This is a genomic window from Lacticaseibacillus casei DSM 20011 = JCM 1134 = ATCC 393 (assembly GCF_000829055.1).
Lineage (GTDB): Bacteria > Bacillota > Bacilli > Lactobacillales > Lactobacillaceae > Lacticaseibacillus > Lacticaseibacillus casei.
This window is the reverse complement of sequence record NZ_AP012544.1, coordinates 1,341,001-1,359,980: the sequence shown is the minus strand read 5'-3', so window position 1 is coordinate 1,359,980 and position 18,980 is coordinate 1,341,001. Positions and strand designations below refer to the sequence as shown.

13 protein-coding genes and 3 pseudogenes are annotated in these 18,980 nt (G+C 49.3%); 13 read left to right on the top strand and 3 right to left on the bottom strand.

The genetic code is table 11. From position 1 onward, the window contains the following. Positions 1-7: 7 nt before the first annotated feature. The 7 genes and pseudogenes from LBCZ_RS06770 (at position 8) to LBCZ_RS06740 (ending at position 9,354) form a co-directional block, all read left to right on the top strand. Positions 8-1,282, top strand: a complete 1,275-nt coding sequence (locus LBCZ_RS06770; RefSeq protein ID WP_025012375.1) for a dihydroorotase — start codon at positions 8-10, stop codon at positions 1,280-1,282. Further along, entirely contained in the window at positions 1,279-2,361 is a 1,083-nt protein-coding gene (locus LBCZ_RS06765) for a carbamoyl phosphate synthase small subunit (protein ID WP_025012374.1), read from the top strand. The genes LBCZ_RS06770 and LBCZ_RS06765 overlap by 4 nt, the downstream gene beginning before the upstream one ends. Before the next feature lie 2 nt (positions 2,362-2,363). Beyond that, on the top strand, positions 2,364-5,546 hold the full coding sequence (gene carB, locus LBCZ_RS06760) for a carbamoyl-phosphate synthase large subunit (protein WP_025012373.1): 3,183 nt from the start codon (positions 2,364-2,366) through the stop codon (positions 5,544-5,546). Between the two features lie 52 nt (positions 5,547-5,598). Continuing rightward, entirely contained in the window at positions 5,599-6,468 is an 870-nt protein-coding gene (locus LBCZ_RS06755) for a dihydroorotate dehydrogenase (RefSeq protein ID WP_025012372.1), read from the top strand. Further along, positions 6,465-7,184, top strand: a complete 720-nt coding sequence (gene pyrF, locus LBCZ_RS06750) for an orotidine-5'-phosphate decarboxylase (RefSeq protein ID WP_039639014.1) — start codon at positions 6,465-6,467, stop codon at positions 7,182-7,184. Before LBCZ_RS06755 ends, pyrF begins: the two co-directional genes overlap by 4 nt. Further along, positions 7,177-7,818 carry an orotate phosphoribosyltransferase gene (gene pyrE / locus LBCZ_RS06745; RefSeq protein ID WP_025012371.1) on the top strand — a complete coding sequence of 214 codons (642 nt, stop codon included), beginning with the start codon at positions 7,177-7,179 and terminating at the stop codon, positions 7,816-7,818. Before pyrF ends, pyrE begins: the two co-directional genes overlap by 8 nt. A 498-nt stretch (positions 7,819-8,316) precedes the next feature. Then, positions 8,317-9,354: pseudogene (locus tag LBCZ_RS06740) on the top strand (PTS sugar transporter subunit IIC). Positions 9,355-9,593: 239 nt separating this feature from the next. On the opposite strand, the gene LBCZ_RS06735 reads toward LBCZ_RS06740, so the two are convergent. The 3 genes from LBCZ_RS06735 to LBCZ_RS06725 form a co-directional block, all read right to left on the bottom strand. Next, positions 9,594-9,905, bottom strand: coding sequence for a MazG-like family protein (locus LBCZ_RS06735; protein WP_025012370.1), 312 nt, complete (start codon positions 9,903-9,905; stop codon positions 9,594-9,596). Between the two features lie 13 nt (positions 9,906-9,918). Continuing rightward, positions 9,919-11,619 (bottom strand): NFACT RNA binding domain-containing protein, encoded by a 1,701-nt coding sequence (locus tag LBCZ_RS06730; protein ID WP_025012369.1) that lies wholly within the window; start codon positions 11,617-11,619, stop codon positions 9,919-9,921. 135 nt (positions 11,620-11,754) lie between these two features. Further along, the gene (locus LBCZ_RS06725) at positions 11,755-12,027 is read right to left on the bottom strand and encodes an AbrB/MazE/SpoVT family DNA-binding domain-containing protein (RefSeq protein WP_025012368.1); all 273 of its coding nucleotides are present in this window, start codon (positions 12,025-12,027) and stop codon (positions 11,755-11,757) included. A 186-nt stretch (positions 12,028-12,213) separates the two neighbouring features. On the opposite strand from LBCZ_RS06725, the gene LBCZ_RS06720 reads away from it, so the two are divergent. The 6 genes and pseudogenes from LBCZ_RS06720 to hisD all read left to right on the top strand — a co-directional run bounded on the left by LBCZ_RS06720 (position 12,214) and on the right by hisD (position 18,953). After that, the gene (locus tag LBCZ_RS06720) at positions 12,214-13,080 is read left to right on the top strand and encodes a DegV family protein (protein WP_025012367.1); all 867 of its coding nucleotides are present in this window, start codon (positions 12,214-12,216) and stop codon (positions 13,078-13,080) included. A 74-nt stretch (positions 13,081-13,154) separates the two neighbouring features. Then, positions 13,155-13,715 carry an NUDIX hydrolase gene (locus tag LBCZ_RS06715; protein WP_025012366.1) on the top strand — a complete coding sequence of 187 codons (561 nt, stop codon included), beginning with the start codon at positions 13,155-13,157 and terminating at the stop codon, positions 13,713-13,715. Between the two features lie 298 nt (positions 13,716-14,013). Continuing rightward, positions 14,014-15,111: a histidinol-phosphate transaminase gene (hisC, locus tag LBCZ_RS06710; RefSeq protein ID WP_039639011.1), complete on the top strand. Its 1,098-nt coding sequence runs from the start codon at positions 14,014-14,016 to the stop codon at positions 15,109-15,111. A gap of 785 nt (positions 15,112-15,896) precedes the next feature. Beyond that, positions 15,897-17,030, top strand: a pseudogene (locus LBCZ_RS06705) (ATP phosphoribosyltransferase regulatory subunit); the annotation flags it as partial. A gap of 12 nt (positions 17,031-17,042) precedes the next feature. Continuing rightward, positions 17,043-17,672 (top strand): ATP phosphoribosyltransferase, encoded by a 630-nt coding sequence (gene hisG / locus LBCZ_RS14795; RefSeq protein WP_032958336.1) that lies wholly within the window; start codon positions 17,043-17,045, stop codon positions 17,670-17,672. Position 17,673: 1 nt separating this feature from the next. After that, positions 17,674-18,953, top strand: a pseudogene (hisD, locus tag LBCZ_RS06695) (histidinol dehydrogenase). Positions 18,954-18,980 lie beyond the last annotated feature (27 nt).

Genomic DNA, 18,980 nt, shown 5'->3' with positions numbered 1-18,980 from the left:
TTTACTTATGCTCATCAAAAATGCCCATATCATCAGCGATACCGAATACACGGCGGATATTCAGATCACCGACGACAAAATTACTGCGATCGGCCAGCAACTTGCTGCCCGCGGTGATGAAACCGTCATTGATGCCACCGGTGCAACAGTCGTTCCGGGACTGATTGACGTCCATGTTCATTTTCGCGAACCTGGCTTTACTGCTAAAGAAACGATTAAAACCGGGGCTCAAGCAGCCGCACATGGCGGATTTACCACTGTTGTTGCAATGAGCAATCTAAAACCTGTTCCCGACACAGTCGCCACCTTGACACCGGTATTGGCGAAAAACCGGAGCGATGCCAAGATTACCGTCCGGCAGTTTGCCCCGATTACGCATGACTTACATTCAGATCAGCTAGTCGACATGCCGGCGTTGCTGGAAGCAGGCGCTCTGGGCTTTTCCAACGACGGCGTTGGCGTTCAGGATGCCGATACCATGTATCAAGCTATGAAACAGGCGGCTAAACTGAAAGCACCGATTGTCGCCCATATCGAAGATGCCAGTCTCATGCACGGCGGCGTCATCAATGCCGGCCCGGTTGCCAAGAAATTGAACCTGCCTGGTATCATCAATCAGACCGAAAGCAGCCAGCTGGCGCGCGATCTGGACTTGGCAGAAGCCACCGATGTTCATTACCACGCCTGCCATGTTTCAACTCGCCAAAGCGTGGCCTTGATTCGCGAAGCCAAAAAACGCGGCGTTCACGTCACCGCCGAAGTTTCGCCACATCACTTACTACTTGATGAAAATAATATCTCAGGCGATAATCCGATGTTCAAGATGAACCCGCCATTGCGTTCCCGCGCCGATCATCTGGCCTTACTTGAAGGCTTGCAAGACGGCACACTGGACATGATCGCCACCGATCACGCGCCGCATACAGCTGCAGAAAAATCCGGTTCTTTTAAAACTGCGGCGTTCGGCATCGTCGGTTCCGAAACCGCCTTTCCACTGCTTTACACCAAACTGGTCAAATCAAAAATGTTCACGCTTAAGCAACTGATTGCCAAAATGAGTACGGTTCCGGCAGAGAAGTTTGGTCTGCCAGGCGGCCATATTGCGGTAGGTGGTCCCGCTGATCTGACGATTCTTGACTTGGATGCCACATACATCATTGATCCTGCTGACTGGTTCTCAAAGGGCAAGAATTCACCGTTTATCGGCGAAAAAGTTCAGGGCCAGGCCTTGTATACGATCAGTCGCGGGCGGATTGCCTATCAAAAGGGAGGACAAGCATGAAGCGCTATTTAATTCTTGAAGACGGCAGCGTTTTTCCTGGCGTCGGCTTTGGTGCGGAAACCGTCACAACCGGCGAAATTGTGTTTAACACCGGCATGAGCGGTTATCAGGAAACGATTACCGACCAAAGTTACAATGGCCAGATCATTACCTTCACTCAGCCGCTTATCGGCAATGTAGGGATCAACCGCGATGATTATGAAAGCATTGATCCCACCGCCAAAGGCATCGTGGTGCGCGAGGTAGCCAGGGTCACCGGTAACTGGCGCAGTCAAATGACACTCGATGAGTTTCTTAAACGCAAACATATTCCCGGCATCAGCGGTGTTGACACCCGTGCTCTGACCAAGAAAATTCGGGAAGTCGGCGCCATGAAGGCCAGCATTGTGGATGCAGCCGATGAACATGCTTTTGATCAACTCAAAGCGTTGGTGCTTCCGAAGAATCAGGTGCAACAGGTTTCGACTCAGCAAGCCTATCCAGCACCTGGTACCGGCCGCAATGTGGTGGTCATCGATTTTGGCCTCAAGCATAGCATTTTACGGGAATTGGCCAAGCGCCGATGCAACGTGACCGTGTTGCCAGCGACGACAACAGCTGCCACCATTCTTGAGTTGGCCCCGGATGGCGTGATGCTGACCAATGGCCCCGGTGATCCAAAAGATGTGCCGGAAGCGCTGGATATGATTCGCGGCATTGAAGGTAAAATTCCGTTATTCGGGATTTGCCTCGGCCACCAGTTGTTTGCTTTGGCCAACGGTGCTGATACTTTTAAGATGAAATATGGTCATCGCGGGTTTAATCATCCGGTTCGCGAGATTGCGACTGGCCGTATCGATTTTACCAGCCAAAACCACGGTTATGCCGTTGATCCGGACAGCATTGATCCAGCCACCTTATTAGTCACCCACGTTGAAATCAATGATGGTACGGTAGAAGGCTTACGCCACCGGTTGTACCCAGCCTTTACGGTTCAGTTCCATCCAGATGCTGCTCCGGGTCCACATGACGCCGACCATCTTTTTGATGAGTTTATGGAAATGATGGATGCATTTTCAGATCGTACGCAGAAAGGATAATCATGCCAAAACGTCAAGATATTCATAAAATCTTAGTGATCGGCTCAGGTCCGATTATCATCGGTCAGGCCGCAGAATTTGATTACTCGGGGACTCAGGCTTGTCTTGCCTTACGTGAAGAAGGCTATGAAGTTGTTTTGGTAAACTCCAATCCGGCCACCATCATGACCGACACGGAAATCGCGGATGGAGTTTATATCGAGCCGTTGACCGTCGAATTCGTCAGCCAGATCTTGCGTAAAGAGTTGCCAGATGCCATTTTGCCAACAATCGGCGGCCAAATCGGTTTGAACCTTGCCATGAAGTTAAGCAATACCGGCATTTTGGACGAACTCGGCATCGAATTGCTGGGCACCAAGCTCAGCGCAATCGATCAAGCCGAAGACCGCGAATTGTTCAAAAATCTGATGCAAAAACTCCACGAGCCGGTTCCGGAGTCCGCCATCGCCAACAACGTGGATGAAGCACAGGAGTTTGCCGACAAAATCGGCTTTCCTGTCATCATTCGCCCAGCCTTCACCATGGGCGGCACAGGCGGCGGTATTGCCGATAATGAAAAAGAGCTGGCCGAAATTGCCGAAAACGGTTTGAACCTGAGCCCGGTCACCCAAGTGTTGACCGAGCGTTCCATTGCCGGCTATAAGGAAATCGAATTCGAAGTCATGCGCGATGCTTCCGATTCCGCCATTGTGGTCTGCAACATGGAAAACTTCGATCCAGTCGGTGTGCATACCGGCGATTCAATGGTCTTCGCGCCAACACAAACGCTCACGGATAAAGAAGTCCAGATGTTGCGTGACTCAGCCTTAAAGATCATTCGTGCGTTGATGATCGAAGGCGGCTGCAACGTTCAGTTTGCCCTTGATCGCAACAGCTTCAAGTACTATGTCATCGAAGTCAATCCCCGGGTCTCCCGTTCCAGCGCGCTAGCTTCCAAGGCCACCGGTTATCCGATTGCTAAAATGGCTGCCAAAATTGCGGTCGGCTTGCATCTGGACGAAATCAAGAATCCGGTCACCAAAAAAACCTGGGCTGAATTCGAACCAGCCTTGGATTACGTGGTTACCAAATTACCACGTTTTCCATTCGATAAATTTGAAAATGGCGACCGCACCCTCGGTACCCAAATGAAGGCCACCGGTGAAGTCATGGCGATCGGCCGAACGCTTGAAGAAAGTCTGCTAAAAGCGGTACGCTCACTTGAAGTCGGCCTCATTCATCCCCGCCGTCCGGCTTTTGCCAAGCTCAGTGACGATGAATTAAGTAAGCATATCATTCAAGCCAACGACGAACGGCTCTTTTATCTGGCTGAAGCATTTCGGCGGGATTATACCATCGATGAAGTCGCCGAATTATCCAAAATGAACCCATTCTTCCTCGACAAGATTAAACACATCGTCGAATTGGAACGGGAACTGGCTGCGCATAAAGCCGATTTGCCGTTGCTCGCTGAAGCAAAGCGTTATGGTTTTGCTGATGAAGAGATTGCCCAGCTTTGGGGCTTACATGCGGATCAGATTCGGCAAATGCGCAAGGAACAGCACATTTTACCGGTTTACAAAATGGTCGATACCTGCGCCGGCGAATTTGCCAGTGATACCCCGTATTACTACAGCACTTATGAAAGCAGCACGGAAAGCTTCAAAAGCGATAAGCCGAGCGTCTTAGTCATCGGTTCCGGTCCGATTCGGATTGGCCAGGGGGTCGAATTCGATTATGCAACGGTTCACAGCGTTAAGGCCATTCAAAAAGCCGGCTATGAAGCGATCATCATGAACAGCAATCCAGAAACGGTTTCCACTGACTTTTCGATTGCGGATAAGCTGTATTTTGAACCATTAACCCTTGAAGATGTTCTGAACGTCATTGACCTGGAACAACCAGAAGGCGTGATCGTGCAGTTTGGCGGCCAAACAGCGATTAATCTGGCGGAACCACTGGCTAAACGCGGCATTAAAATTCTGGGCACCTCCGTTGAGAATCTTAATCGGGCGGAAGATCGGGATCTGTTTGATCAAGTCATCAAACAATTGAAGTTACCGCAACCAGAAGGCGGTACCGCAACCGATAAAGCCGGTGCACTGGCAGTTGCAGACAAGATTGGTTACCCGGTTTTGGTTCGGCCAAGTTACGTATTAGGCGGTCGGGCGATGGAAATCGTGCATGATGCCGATGAATTAGCCAGTTACATTGATCGGGCTGTGTCGGTTTCCCACGATCATCCGGTTTTGATTGATCACTATCTGGTCGGCAAAGAATGCGAAGTTGATTGCATCTCCGATGGTGAGACAGTGGTTTTGCCGGGGATCATGGAACATATCGAACGCGCCGGCATTCACAGCGGCGACTCGATGGCTGTTTATCCGCCGCAAACCTTCAGTCAGGACATCATTGACCAGATCACCGATGCAACGATCAAACTTTCACGGGCTTTGAACTGCATCGGCTTGATGAACGTCCAATTCATCATTCATCAAGGCAAAGCGTATGTCATCGAAGTCAACCCGCGGGCCAGCCGCACCGTTCCTTTCTTAAGTAAAGTAACCAATGTCAAACTGGCACAAGTTGCGACCTTGGCCATTCTTGGATTGAGTCTGAAGGAACAGGGCTTTAAAACGGGCTTACTGCCAAATCAGGCAGGGATCCACGTCAAAGCACCGGTGTTCAGCTTCTCCAAGTTGAATCACGTCGATAGCTTGTTAGGACCGGAAATGAAGTCCACCGGCGAAGTTATGGGCAGTGATACCACCCTAGCCAAAGCTTTGTATAAAGCATTCGAAGCAGCCGGCATGCACTTGCCACAATTCGGCCGCGCGTTAATCACGGTTAAAGACGCTGATAAAGCCGAAGCAACCGAACTGGCCAAACGGTTCCGCGAAGTCGGTTACCAGCTGGTCGCCACCAGCGGCACAGCCAAAGCATTTGAAAAAGCCGGGATTACGGTTGAAACCATCGAAAAACTTGATAGCGGCAAAGAAACTATTTTGGAAGACATTGCCGACCGCAAGATTCAGTTGGTGATCAACACCATGACCGCCGACAAGAAGACCTCAAGTGATGGGTTCCGCATTCGGGAAACTGCTATCGAACATGGCGTACCATTGATGACAAGCCTCGATACCGCAGATGCTATTTTGAAGGTCTTGGAATCACGGGCATTCTCGATGACACCGATTAGAAGTTAAAACCGACAACTGCCGGCAGTAGCAACCGTTACAATAAAGGAGGCAGCATCACATGATTCAATTACCCGGCTTTACGATGAAGAATCCGTTCATGCCCGCCAGCGGGACATTCGGTTTTGGCGAACAATACGCCAAACAATATGATTTGAATCTGCTGGGGGCATTGGTGACCAAATCAACCACCTTATTGCCACGGGTTGGCAACCAAGGCAAGATTTTTGCTGACGGCCCGAGCAGTACACTGAATGCAGTCGGGTTGAAGAATCCAGGATCCGAGGTTGTGTTACGCGAAAAACTGCCTTGGCTGGCAAAGAACTATCCTGATCTGCCAATCATCGCAAGCATTGCCGGTGCCGATGTTGCTGAATATGCAGCGGTTGCTAAAAAGTTGAGCGCGGCCCCAAATGTCAAAGCTCTGGAAGTTAACATTTCCTGCCCAAATGTGAAACAAGGTGGGATGGCGTTTGGTACGGATTCGGTGGTTGCTGCGGCCGTCACGCGCGCTGTCAAGGAAGCCAGTTCGGTCCCGATTTTCGTTAAACTCACGTCTAATATCACTGACATCACCGTGATTGCTAAAGCAGTCGAAGCCGCTGGTGCAGATGGCATCTCCTTGATTAACACGCTGGTGGGCATGCGCTTGGATGTTCACACTGGCCGACCAGTTTTGGACAATGTAACCGGTGGCGTTTCCGGTCCGGCCATTCTAACGATAGCACTGCATCTGGTTTATCAAGTTGCCCACACTGTTCACGTTCCAATTGTCGGCATGGGTGGGGTTAGCTCCGGCCATGATGCTGCTGAGATGTTAGCTGCAGGCGCCCAAGCAGTCGCAATCGGATCGGCCAATTACTACGAAGAAAAGGCAATTCCTAAAATTGCCGCAGCATTTGCACGCATTCAGGAAGGACAGGCGGTATGACACCTATCATTGCACTCGATTTTAAAGATCAGGTGACCACACTTGATTTTTTGGGGCGTTTTCCCAAAGATGAACGGCTTTTCGTCAAAATCGGGATGGAACTTTTCTATGCTGAAGGGCCAGCGATTATTACCGCCATTCAGGCAGCACACCCGGTTGATATCTTTCTCGATTTGAAACTTCATGATATTCCGAACACGGTTGAAAAAGCCGCTTGGCAATTAGGTAAATTAGGTGTGGCACTAACAACCGTCCACGCAGCCGGCGGTAAGGAAATGATGCTGGCAGCCAAACGCGGATTGTTGGCAGGAGCTAAAGCCCCGAATCATCCGGCGCCTAAAATGCTCGCCATTACCCACCTGACCTCAACTGATCAAACCATGTTGGAAAACCAATTGTCCATCGACGTGCCGCTGAATCAGGCAGTTCAACACTTAGCGGCCATCGCGCAGGCCAGTGATGCAGACGGCGTTGTTGCCAGCGCCTTAGAAACGCCATTGATCCGCAGTGTGACTAAACCTGAATTTCTCGTGGTCACACCAGGCATCCGGCCACACGGTGCCGCCATCGGCGACCAAAAACGGGTCGTCACACCGGGTCGAGCCAAACGGTTAGGCAGTTCGGCCATTGTTGTCGGCCGCCCGATCACACAGGCACCTGATCCAGTTGAAGCCTATCAATCGATTAAGAAAGCGTGGGAAACAGCACATGACTAAACTAGAAAACCAAGTTGCCAGCGATTTACTCCGCATCAAAGCCGTCACATTACGTCCCGAAGAACCATTTACTTGGGCAAGCGGGTTAAAAAGTCCAATTTATACCGATAATCGTCTCACTATCGGTTACCCTGACGTTCGCAGTAAAATTGCGGCCGGCTTAGCCCAGGAAATCGTGGCTCATTACCCGGACGTGACGGCCATCGGTGGGGTGGCCACTGCCGGGATTCCGCATGCGGCTTTAGTCGCCAATCTGCTGAACTTGCCATTGGTTTATATTCGGAGTAAGCCTAAAGACCACGGGCAGGGGAGACAGATTGAAGGGCACCTTCCTGAAGACGCCAAGCTGGTCGTCATTGATGACCTGCTATCGACGGGCGGTTCCGTGCTCAGTGCCGTGGCCGCAGCGCAAAAAGACGGTGTCAACGTTCTGGGGGTCGCAGCAATCTTCAGTTATCAGCTGGCAGCAGTGACCGCTAACTTCGCCAAAGCAGGCTTGCCATTCTTCACGCTGACCAACTATACGGCGCTCATTCAAACTGCTGAAGCTCAAGGCGCCATTACGACTCAGCAGCTAAGTTCCTTACATCAATGGCGTGAGGATCCCGCCAAGTGGGGCGATCGGTTCCAATAATCGCTAGGCCGTCGAGCATATTCATCAAAATTTAATCGGAAAGGCCCTGTCAGCACTGTTGATTTTCAACATTGCTGACAGGGCCTTTCTTTGTTGAAATGTTTCTAAAGCTACGATGACGTTTTGCAATTTTCGTGCGTTGGCTATGACTATCATTAAAAGTGCAATTGCAAACAGCTGAGCATAATGACTGTTTCATATTAAGCGCAGTGCTTCCTGATAACGATCATTGAATCACAATCGCGTCTAAAGATGTCCAGCAAATACTGAATATGCCCTTTTAAAATTGAATTAATAAGTGGGTTTCCCTTGATCCAAAGTTCACGTATTGACGGCCAAAACGGTTAATTTTACGACTACAATTTATCGTTGCGACCATTGCAATGTCCACTGATGTATAACAGAAAAATCCCATTAATTAATTTCAATCTAACGCTAGACTTATCTGCACATCTTCTGTTAATATTCTCATTACATTCTTATTAAGGGGGGAATTCAATGGCAGGAGATTCAACAACAAAAGGAATGCCAGCTGCAGCCGAAACACTTGCTGACGCACCGATGCAAGGAAAGCGAGGTTCTCACGCGACGACTACTCAGGCAGCCAGTATGACAGTGACGGCATTTATTAATAAGGTTTTATCAGGAACAGCGTTAGGAGTCATTATTGGACTAATTCCAAACGCGGTTTTGTCCGGCATTCTCAAATATTTTGGAACGAACACATTCGCAGTGACCTTGACGCAAGTCGCAGCCATTTTTCAAATTGCCACCCCCTTAATTATTGGCGGCTTAATCGCGCTGCAATTTGAACTGAAGCCTTTGCAAATGATGGTAACGGCAGGGGCAGCGTTTGTTGGCTCAGGCGTCGTGAAATTCAACCCGGCCACGAAAGCCTATGTTGGTGCCGGGACCGGCGATTTGATCAATACCATGATTACGGCATCAATCGCTGTCTTAGTCTTGCTATGGGTGAAAGATCGGTTTGGTTCAACGGCTGTCATTGCTATGCCAATTCTAGTCGGTGTGGCGTTGCCTATATTGGGGTACTGTTGCTGCCATTCATCGCAGCTTTCACTACCGCGATCGGCGATGTCATCAATAGCTCCGCCACTTTGCAACCGATCCTAATGGACTGTTCTGATCTCCTGTTCTTTTGCCATTTTAATTGTCAGTCCGATTTCAACTGTTGCTATCGGGCTGGCGATCCAACTTCACGGCGTTTCGGCAGGCGCGTCGGCGATGGGTGTTGCCGCTACAGCCTTGGCACTGGTGGTTTATTCCTGGAAGGTCAACAAATCTGGCGTCACGATTGCCATTGCACTAGGCGGGATGAAAATCATGATGCCCAATCTGTTTAAGCATCCGATTATCCTATTGCCATGTTTGTTCACGGCGATCATCTCCGCAATTCCGGTCGCGTTATTGTCAATCAGCGGGACGCCACAGTCGGCCGGCTTCGGGATTGTTGGCATGGTCGGCCCACTTGCGGCCATGGATGCTGGGTTGGCAATTCCGCTGGTTTTACTTTGCTGAATTGCTATTCCAATCGCGGCAGCATTGCTAAGCAAAGTGCTATTTGAAAAGATGCTAAAATTGTTCGACAGCCGAGTTGTTTTCAAATTTTTGGGTTAGTAAAGACGCATTCTAAAAAATATCCAAAAATAGTAACCAAAAAATGACCAAATATCCCCAATCGCAAGCGGGTATATTTGGTCATTTTTTATTGGCCGTGGAACATGATCGCGCAGTCTCAATCTTATCTAGACACTGGTTCATTCAAGATGCTTATGCCCTTGTGCATCGTATACACGATGGTCGTTGATGGCAACTTTTGCATTAACCGCCTCAGCCAAATCAATCCCTTTGATTTCGGCAATACCGAGCAGATAAATAGTGACGTCAGCCAGTTCTTCAGCGATGTTGTCTTGATCACGCTTAAGCAGTGCTGTGGTTAGTTCAGCCATTTCGTGATAGGCGAGCAGCATTTCAAAATTGGTATCGGTCGTGTTCCAGCCATGTTTAACTTTGTTGGCAATAATGTGTTCCTGAATCGGTCGACTAATTTGTGCAGATGTGTTGGTCATTTAAAATCCCTTTCTATTTCGTTGGCAGGGTGCGCAGTTTGTCGACTAATTCAGCATCTGGCGTGACACTCACCGTTTTTTGCCCTTCGTAAACAACAAAGCCGGGTTTGGCGCCATTGGGTTTACGAATTTTCTTCACTTCAATCCAATCAACGGGAACATTGGCACTTTCCCGAGCTTTAGAAAAATATGCCGCCAGTTTAGCCGCCTCTAGCAGTGTTTTCTCACTGGGCTTACTGCTGTCGATAATGACGTGCGAGCCAGGAATATCCTTGACATGCAGCCAAATATCAGTTTTCTTGGCGGTATGCAAAGTCAGTTGGTCATTTTGTAAATTATTTTTGCCCACCCAGATTTTCGTACCATCACTGGCATAAAATTGATCCGGCTTGGAAACTTTCTGGTGTTTGTTACCTTTCTTCTGCTTCTGTTTCCGCAAATAGCCTTGCTGCTGCAGCTCAAGGCGAATATCGGCTAAATCCTTGGGGCTGGCCACATTAATTTGGGCCATAATGCCTTCCAGATAATCGAGTTCCTCCTGATTTTCCTGCATTTGTTGGTTCACATGAGTAACCGCATTGCGTAATTTCGTGTATTTGGCAAAATATTTCTGGGCATTGCGGGATGGCGTGAGCTGATTCGAGAGTGTAATCTTAATCGGCTGGTTATCCGCATAAAAATTCGGTAATTCGATGCTGGTCATGCCACGCTGCACCTGACTCAGATACGTCGTCAGAATTTCGCCACGAATGCGGTAATCATCGGCCTTCTCCGTTTCCTCCAGCGTGCGTTTCAATTTACGCTGTTTTTTACGGTCTTTATCGATGACGTTTTTAATCACATGAATCAAGTTGCCGCCTTGTTGCAAGACGCAATCGTGCTCGGCTTTTTGTTCATAATACGCGTCAAGCATCGTACTCAAGGTCGGGTAGTGCTGCTGATCACCTGACAGCGACTGATAGGGGATGGCAGTAAAGACCGCTTTTTTGCCTTGCGTCGTAATCGTCGGCGCTGGCGCTTCAAGTTCCTTGAAAAAGCCATCCCATCCAGCATCGCCTTGATTGAGGCGCAAAGCCAGTTCCGCTGCAGAATCCTTGGCTAACCCTTGATAATGTTGCTGAAGCAAGGCGGCGCGGCTGAGCGTTGGCGTCACTTGACGTTCTAGTTCGTGGTAAAGTCGATCAGGATCATCAAACGGATTGATTTTGTCCTGTTTTGGTGGCTCTACATACGGCGCACCAGGCATCAACGGGCGATAGCGATTCTGGTCAGCCGAGACGTGGCGAATCAACTCAATGATTTTTCCGGTTCGCTTGCTAACCAAAAAAATATTACTGTGTCGGCCCATCATCTCGATAATCAAACGCAGTCCTAACTCATCACCCAGTTCATCGCGCGTTGAGAATTCAAAATGCAGCACGCGATCGTTTTGCACCTGATGAACTGCCGTTAATGTTGCGGCGTTAAAATACTTTCGCAGCGTCATGGTAAAGGTAGCGGGAACATCGGGATTCGTAAAGGGAATATGGGTAATTTGCACCCGCGCATACTGCGGATTGGCCGACAGCAGCAGGGGATGATTTTTACGCCCGGCGCGAATGGTAATCACGACTTCGTTTTCATAAGGCTGTTGAATTTTAGCAACACGGCCTCCGCTTAAGATTCCGTTAAGCTCTTGGGCCATGGCATGAGTAAAGATTCCATCAAAAGACATGTTAATCCGCTCGCTTTCCAATTGTCCCAATCATTTTACCGGTTTTAAGGCGTTTATGGAAGAGCGAGAGATTTGCGTTCTTCAGTAAGATCAAGATTGAGGAAAATGACGTCGCTCTAGTGAAACCTTCTATTTTCAGTCATCGATCAACTCTGCCCCAACATCTTTCCCCCAATCAGGCTCAGGTGTGTCGATACTACCGTGGGCCGCATCCTGTTCGCGAATGATCGACCATAGATCCGACTTTTGTTCTTTATCGATCATAACTTGTCCATGATCAGTCAGCTGAAAAACAAGCTTATCATGATCGCTCAATCCCAGTTTTTCACGAACGGCCCTGGGAATAGTGATCTGGTGCTTACTGGTCATTTTGGCCACTGCAAATGTGGTGGGCTTTGAAGTCGTCATTGCAAGGTCCTCCTTAGAATTGTCTATGCTCAAAATATAGCATAGTTAGTGTTGAAAGGTAGTATCTGGAGAACGGTTGAAGCATCCAGCGTCAAATTTAGATAACACGCTCCCGGGTGTTTCTCCTTGATCTTTGCATTTTATGGTATGATGTAGACAATCATTTTTAAAAAAGTGGGTGCCTGTATGAAAACTGCTATCGTGACGGATAGTACCTGTTATCTGCCGCAAGCCGAAATCGACAAACATCACATTACCGTGGTGCCGATTCCGGTCATTCTTGACGGCGCAGTCTATGACGAAGGTAAGGATATTACCACAGAAGAATTCTACGCCAAACTAAAAACCGCAAAAACATTTCCCAGCACTACACAGCCGCCATTGGGTGAGATGCTGAAGCTTTACGAAAATCTCGCCAACGAAGGCTATGACACCATTATCAGCATTCATCTTGCCAGCACGATTTCCGGCTTTGTCAATACCTTAAAAGGTGCCGTTGATGAAGTTCATGGCGCTAAAGTTTATGTTTACGATTCCCAAATTACCGTTATCCTAATGGGCTGGTTGGTTCTGGCTGCAGCGCAAATGGCTGAGGCCGGTAAGGATCCGGAAGCCATTTTGGCCCGGCTGGATGATCTGCGCAGCACCATGGGCGAATACTTCATTGTCAACGACTTGCAGAACCTCGTCCGCGGCGGCCGCTTGAGTAATGCCTCAGCCTTTATTGGCGGTATGCTGAAAATTAAGCCATTATTAACTTTCGACGATCAGTCCCATAAAATCGTCGCTATCGAAAAAATCCGTTCCATCAAAAAAGCTTCCGCGCGGGTTGAGGCGTTGTTCCAGCAAGAACTTGAACGAGTCGATTATCCGATTCGCGCTGTGGTGATTCACGCTAACGATCCCGAAGAGGCACAGCGCTGGTTGACGGATCTCCAGCAAAAGTTCCCAACTGTGCCATTTGAGCTTTCCTATTTCGGCCCGGTTGTCGGAACACATTTAGGCGAAAAGGCCATTGCCCTAGCATGGATGAAAGATTTCACCAAAGCATAAGTAAAGTCGCGTCCAGGCGCGGCTTTTTTGATTTGAGCGTGAGCAGGAGCGCGTTATTGAAAGGAGATTTCAGCATGTTTTTTGACCAACCCTTAGCAAAGGGGAAAATTTTAAGTGAAACGCCGCATTATCATGGTCCGATTTTCGATGTCGTCACGCAAAAAATCAAAACGCCTGATGGTCTGACCGTTGAACGCGATTTGATTCGCCATGCCAATGCCGTCGCTATGTTGGCGCTAACAAACGATGGGCGAGTGTTAGTCAATCGGGAATATCGGGTAGCAACGAACAGCGAAGTTTTCGGATTGCCTGCCGGATTAATCGATCCCGGTGAGGATTGGCAAACGGCAGCAAGCAGGGAACTGCACGAGGAAACCGGTTATCTGACCCATGATTTGCAATGGCTGACCGCGGTCCGTTCCAGCGAAGGGATGACCGATGAAACAGTCAATCTTGTGCTGGCCAAAATTAACTTAGCCGCCAAAACATCGCAAGATTTCGATAAGGACGAATTCGTCACCAGCCGTTTAGTGCCGTTTTCTGAGCTGGTTGAAGGCGTCAAAGCGGGTAAAATCAACTCGGCTCAAACCGTTGCGGCAGTGACTTACTATTTAGCCTTTGTTGCCAATAGCTGAAGTTCGCTGATCCATGACACCAAACAGGCACTAAAGGACTGAATTCCGTCTTTTAGTGCCTGTTTGTGTGGGCAAAAGTCGATGGCGTAAGACTGTTGGCAACGAACTTCGTCTGGCATAAATGATGTAAAAAGCTCCAACATCTTTTATATTTAGCACAATTGAATAACGTTTGAAACTTTAAAGCGAGAAAATCCAGGTTAGGCTCTGTTATATTTATGAATATTTATGCATTTTATATTTACATCGCACCCAAATGCGGGTAAACTCTAAGGCAATCAAGAAAGCAGGTGGCGTGATGTTGCGCAAAAGTATCGCCGGGTTGCCGGATTACGTATCAGACAGTACCCCGGAAAGAATCGCCAAGGCGGCAGGTTTGGCAAAAGTGACACGTTTATCTTTCAATGAAAATCCTGTCGGCACTTCTCCTAAAGTGCAGGAGGCCATTGCCAACTGGACTTTTTCACAAGCCCGCAGTTACCCTGATCCGGATGCCATGCCGCTGCGAAATGCCGTTGCTGAGCGGCTGCAGGTGCCTGCTGATCAACTGCTTTTTTCAAGTGGCTTGGACGAAATGATTGCTTTGATTTGCCGGACCTTCCTGGACGTTGGCGACGAGAGCCTCCAACCATGGCCGACTTATCCGGAATATCAGTTGCAAGCAGCAATTGCCGGTGCCGTGACGGTCAATGCGCCGGTCGACGATGCCACAGGACGCATTGATCTTCAAGCCTTGCTAACCGGCATCACGGCAAAAACCAAAGTCATCTGGTTATGCAATCCAAACAATCCCACCGGAACCTACTTGCAGGTCAGTGAAATTGCTGAATTCATGGCGCAAGTACCGGCGAAAATCCTGGTTGTGGTGGATGAAGCCTATATTGACTTTGTTGATCAGGTCCCCAATCCTTCAGTCTTGCCGCTTATCACAAAGTTCGCCAATTTATTGGTAATGCGTACCTTTTCCAAGCTTTACGGACTCGCCAATTTCCGCGTCGGCTTTAGCATCGTCCCTAAGGCGCTCATTCCGAAAATGCAAAACGTGCGCTTGCCTTATAACATTAGCGGTCTCAGCCAAACGGCCGCTTTGGCAGCATGGGAAGACGTGGCCTTTACCCAAAAGGTTAAACGCCAACTTTTTGCGGCGCGCCAGCAATGGACGACATTTTTCGATCACCATCACATCCGGCATTACGCCACCCAGACAAACTTTATGCTGTACCAAGTGGCGCAACCACAAGCATTAGGCGCTTTCTTAAAGCAACATGGCTATCTGGTGCGCGATAGTATGGTTCCCGGATGGATTCGCCAAAGCTTTGGAACCCCAGAACAGGATGCTGAAGTGCAGGGGTTGTTGCTCGATTTTCTGAAAACGACATCTCCGCTGGCAAAATGATCATTTTGAATATTGCAATCTCGTTCTTGCATCTAAATTAAAAAACAAACGGTTGGCAATCGGCGAAACCTAATGTAGTTATTTTAAAAAAGTGGTTGACATTTTTCTAAAGGTCGTTATGATTAGAGTCACATTAACAAACATGAAGTTGTGATTAGACCAAGTAAGCTACCACCGATCCCAAGAGAGCGCCCATTGCTGAGAAGGCGCGATCGACCAGCCGAACACACATCTAAGAACTTGATGGCTGAACCAAGTAGGCTGTCACGCACCCGTTGCGTTATCACCGCTGCCAGTCACAGTTCGCGCAAGCCGACTTGTGGCTGGTAGGTGAGGTTTGGGTCGTGAGGTCCAAACAAAATTGAGGTGGTACCGCGATCACCAGTCGCCCCCGAAAACGTAAAAACGTTTTCGGGGGCTTTTTTTTGCATGAGCGTGAGCCAGCCCGGTTAGAAACCGGAGTGTAAGCGGCCTTGGGCGTGATGGCTGGTCTTTGGCCATTGCGACCAAGGTCCTTACACGCAGGTTTCTGGGCTGGCGAACGCGTTATGGTGTGAGCGTGAGCCGGCGCGTTTAGAAGCTGGAGTGTAAGCGGTCTTGGGCGTGATGGCCCGGGTTTAGGCCATCGCGTCCGAGGTCCTTACACGCAAGCTTCTGCGTCGGGGGAGCGCGTTATAGAAAGCAAACTCCAACCGTCTATTTGCCCACAATAGAACAATCACGGGTCATAGCCTTCAAAACAACTTCACACCAGAAAAAACCGCACCAGCGAAAGGAGCACCGTCATGTCAAATCGCCATTTGCCTGTTGGTACCCGCGACGAATTCGGGCCGCGCGCTATCCGTAAAGAAAACCTAATTCAAATCATGAGCCGCCATTTTATCGATGCCGGATTCGATCGGGTCAAAACGCCCTTGTTGGAATATCGCGATGTTTTCCAGCCGCTGACCGTCACGGGTGAACAACCTTATCAGATGCTCGATGACGCAGGGGAGACAGTTGTGATGCGAACGGATTTGACATTGCCATTGGCGCGCTTGTTGAGCACCACCAATATTCAGCCGCCGGTTCACTGGTGGTATGTCGGCGATATTTTCCGCGTCAGAAAAAATCTGAGCGGTACTTACAACCAAATCACACAAGCAGGCATTGAATTGATCGGTTATGCATCTTTGAAAGCCGAATGGGCGTGTTTAAGCGAAGCCATCCGCATTTGTGATGACTTGCAGGTTGCCGATTTAACGCTGGAGCTTTCCGATGCGCGCTTTGTTCCGCAAATTCTACAGGCTTTAGCGCTGGATCCCGAGACCAAGCAGACACTGCAGAAAGCCTTTTTCACGAAGAATCTTAGTGCCTACGAACGACTGATCGAACCACTTGCCGACAATGCGCTATACCTATTCTTAAAACAGTGGCCTTGGTTATTCGGCCCGGCTGCCAATGTTTTCGAACAATTAAGGCAATTATTGCCACCGGCATTTGTAAGCGATCAGGTAGCACGTCTTCAAGCAACTGTCGATTTCTTAAAGGAGCAGTTTCCGAACCTTAACGTCACACTGGATTTAACCAGTCAGCCACCGCAATCGTATTATACCGGCATTTTCTTCCACGCTTACGTCCCTAATCGGCGCGAATATCTGTTTAGCGGCGGGCGCTATGACCAGCTCATGGCGAGCTTCCAACGCGATCTGCTGCCGGCAGTCGGATTGGCATTTGATGTTGATGCCTTAACGGACACCGTTCAGGAACCAACCGCATCATCGCAGACCTTTGTTTATAGCTTACCTTCCCAGTGGCAGGAAGCAGCAGCGGTTGTCGCCACAACGCCCAATGCCCGGCTTTGCCTCGTTGATTCGCTTGCTGAAGCTCGAGCATTGGCAAAAAGTCGCCATGCCCGCTTAATTGATCTTTCCCCCCAAGGAGGCCACACTATGACGTTAACCATTGCATTGGCAAAAGGCAGGACAACTGCACAGGTGCTGCCGCTACTCAGCGCTGCCGGTATTGACTGTACGCCGCTCCAGGAAAAAAGCCGGCGCTTGCTCTTTACCGATGATCCGGATTTTCATTTTGTCCTTGTCAAAGCGCCTGATGTCTTGACTTACTTGAACCGCGGCACGGTGGATATCGGCATTGTCGGTTCGGATATCCTCGAGGAACAAGGTCATCAACAGTTTGACCTGTTGGATCTTAGAACCGGTCGTTGCCGCTTCATTCTCGCATCAACCCCTGACTTTGACCCATATCAGACAAGTCGCAAACGAATCGCCACCAAATATCCGCACATCGCCCAGCGCTATTTTCAGACACAAGGCGAAGACGTTGAGATGATTAAAATCGAAGGGTCGGTTGAGCTGGCACCACTGACCGGCATGGCTGATGCGATTGTCGACATCACTGAAACCGGGACGACCTTACGCGAAAATCATTTGAAGGTTTTTGCCACACTAACGCCAGTGTCCACCCATCTTGTGGTGAATCGGTTGGCACTCAAGCAAAAGAAATCTGCCATTTATCAACTCATCCAAGCACTGAAACGGGTTCGTCCCCAGGAGGTTTAACATGAAAATTCTTACCGGCACTTAACCCAACTTCAACAACAAGTCGCCGCCCGCGAACAAAACCTAACACAAAATACGGCGGTTCAAACAACCGTACAGGAAATTCTGGCTAACGTGAAAGCAAAAGGAGACGCTGCTTTACGCAACTACAGCGCGCAACTTGACCACGTTTCAATCGATGACCTGCGCGTTCCGCAAGCAACAATTGATGCTGCCTTAGCAAACTTATCGCCGAAATTATTAAAAGCGCTGAACTCGGCCAAGACCAACATCACAAGTTACCACCAGTTAGAAATCAGCCATGGCTTTATCGATAGTCCGTCCGCAGGCATCATACGCGGCCAAAAAGTGACGCCGCTTGACGCAGTTGGTTTATACGTTCCCGGGGGTACCGCTGCTTATCCGTCGACGATTCTCATGACGACGATCCCGGCCGAACTTGCGGGCGTCAAGAAAATCGTCATGGTGACACCACCGCAAAAAGCGGGACTTAATCCTGTGGTTTTGGCCGCTGCCAAATTGGCTGGTATTGACGAAATTTACCAGGTCGGCGGCGCCCAGGCGATTGGGGCTTTGGCTTTTGGTACGGAAACCATCCCGCGCGTTGACAAAATCATGGGCCCGGGCAATCAATACGTCGCGGAAGCCAAGAAACAGGTTTTCGGAGCGGTTGCTATCGATATGATTGCCGGTCCATCGGAAATCGGAATTATTGCCGACGATTCGGCCGATCCTGTGCGGGTAGCTGCCGATCTCTTATCGCAAGCAGAACATGACCCCAACGCCCGGGCAATGCTCGTTACACCTAGTGAAAAGTTGGCTGAGGCCGTCAGTGATCAAGTCGAAATTCAGTTAGCAACGTTGCCGCGAGCGGCCATTGCCCGCACTGCAATCAGGAATCAGGGCTTTATTGCTGTTGTTAACGACACGGATGCCGCATTTACCCTCATGAACACGATTGCGCCGGAACACTTGGAGATCCAATTGCCGGATCCGATAACCTACTTAAATCAAATCCACCACGCCGGCTCGGTATTCCTTGGCGAAAATGCTGCAGAACCGGTAGGCGATTATGTGGCTGGCCCGAACCATGTCTTGCCGACTGCCGGATCGGCGCGATTTTTCTCACCCTTAGGCGTTTATGATTTTGTGAAACGAACCCAATTTATTCAATACAGTTCCGAAGCGCTGGCGCAGCAAGCCAATGCGATTGTCACGTTGGCGCGAACCGAGGGACTAGACGGTCATGCCGAAGCGATTTTGAAACGAACGGCCCGATAAATGTTTGCCAACGCATCATTGAGCGAC

Excerpts from the sequence above, each read along its gene's own strand:
- LBCZ_RS06770 (WP_025012375.1), top strand. The coding sequence starts at position 8 with ATGCTCATCAAAAATGCCCATATCATCAGCGATACCGAATACACGGCG.
- LBCZ_RS06765 (WP_025012374.1), top strand. The coding sequence starts at position 1,279 with ATGAAGCGCTATTTAATTCTTGAAGACGGCAGCGTTTTTCCTGGCGTC.
- carB (WP_025012373.1), top strand. The coding sequence starts at position 2,364 with ATGCCAAAACGTCAAGATATTCATAAAATCTTAGTGATCGGCTCAGGT.
- LBCZ_RS06755 (WP_025012372.1), top strand. The coding sequence starts at position 5,599 with ATGATTCAATTACCCGGCTTTACGATGAAGAATCCGTTCATGCCCGCC.
- pyrF (WP_039639014.1), top strand. The coding sequence starts at position 6,465 with ATGACACCTATCATTGCACTCGATTTTAAAGATCAGGTGACCACACTT.
- pyrE (WP_025012371.1), top strand. The coding sequence starts at position 7,177 with ATGACTAAACTAGAAAACCAAGTTGCCAGCGATTTACTCCGCATCAAA.
- LBCZ_RS06735 (WP_025012370.1), bottom strand. The coding sequence starts at position 9,905 with ATGACCAACACATCTGCACAAATTAGTCGACCGATTCAGGAACACATT.
- LBCZ_RS06730 (WP_025012369.1), bottom strand. The coding sequence starts at position 11,619 with ATGTCTTTTGATGGAATCTTTACTCATGCCATGGCCCAAGAGCTTAAC.
- LBCZ_RS06725 (WP_025012368.1), bottom strand. The coding sequence starts at position 12,027 with ATGACGACTTCAAAGCCCACCACATTTGCAGTGGCCAAAATGACCAGT.
- LBCZ_RS06720 (WP_025012367.1), top strand. The coding sequence starts at position 12,214 with ATGAAAACTGCTATCGTGACGGATAGTACCTGTTATCTGCCGCAAGCC.
- LBCZ_RS06715 (WP_025012366.1), top strand. The coding sequence starts at position 13,155 with ATGTTTTTTGACCAACCCTTAGCAAAGGGGAAAATTTTAAGTGAAACG.
- hisC (WP_039639011.1), top strand. The coding sequence starts at position 14,014 with ATGTTGCGCAAAAGTATCGCCGGGTTGCCGGATTACGTATCAGACAGT.
- hisG (WP_032958336.1), top strand. The coding sequence starts at position 17,043 with ATGACGTTAACCATTGCATTGGCAAAAGGCAGGACAACTGCACAGGTG.